This is a genomic window from Mesorhizobium sp. M2E.F.Ca.ET.209.01.1.1 (assembly GCF_004010375.2).
GTDB lineage: Bacteria > Pseudomonadota > Alphaproteobacteria > Rhizobiales > Rhizobiaceae > Mesorhizobium.
Map to the genome: position 1 here is coordinate 1 of NZ_SADP02001390.1, position 279 is coordinate 279.

The window sequence follows — 279 nt, forward strand, 5'->3', positions numbered from 1 at the left end:
TAGTATTCCAGCTGCAATTCGGGCGTGGCCGGCTTGCCGGTCAAAGCCCGCTGATACTCCTGCACCGCGCTCGCGCTCTGACCGCTTTGCGCGAGCCGCCGCGCGTCGTTCACGGTCTGATCGCGCAGGCTCGATTCGCCGAGCCGCCGGCCCAGGTCGTCCAGCCGCGGGTAGTCGGGTGCGACCGCCTTCAGGCGCGACAGGTACTGCTGCGCGCCCGCGCCGTCCTTGCGGTCCGCGAGCACGATGCCCATGCCGAACAGCGCGTCCGGCTGTTTC

Annotated in this window: 1 protein-coding gene; it reads right to left on the bottom strand. The window is 69.9% G+C overall.

Features of this window, described 5'->3' with window-relative positions; translation table 11 throughout:
- On the bottom strand, positions 1 to 279 hold a 279-nt coding region (locus EN852_RS40525), incomplete at both ends, for a hypothetical protein (protein ID WP_135880024.1).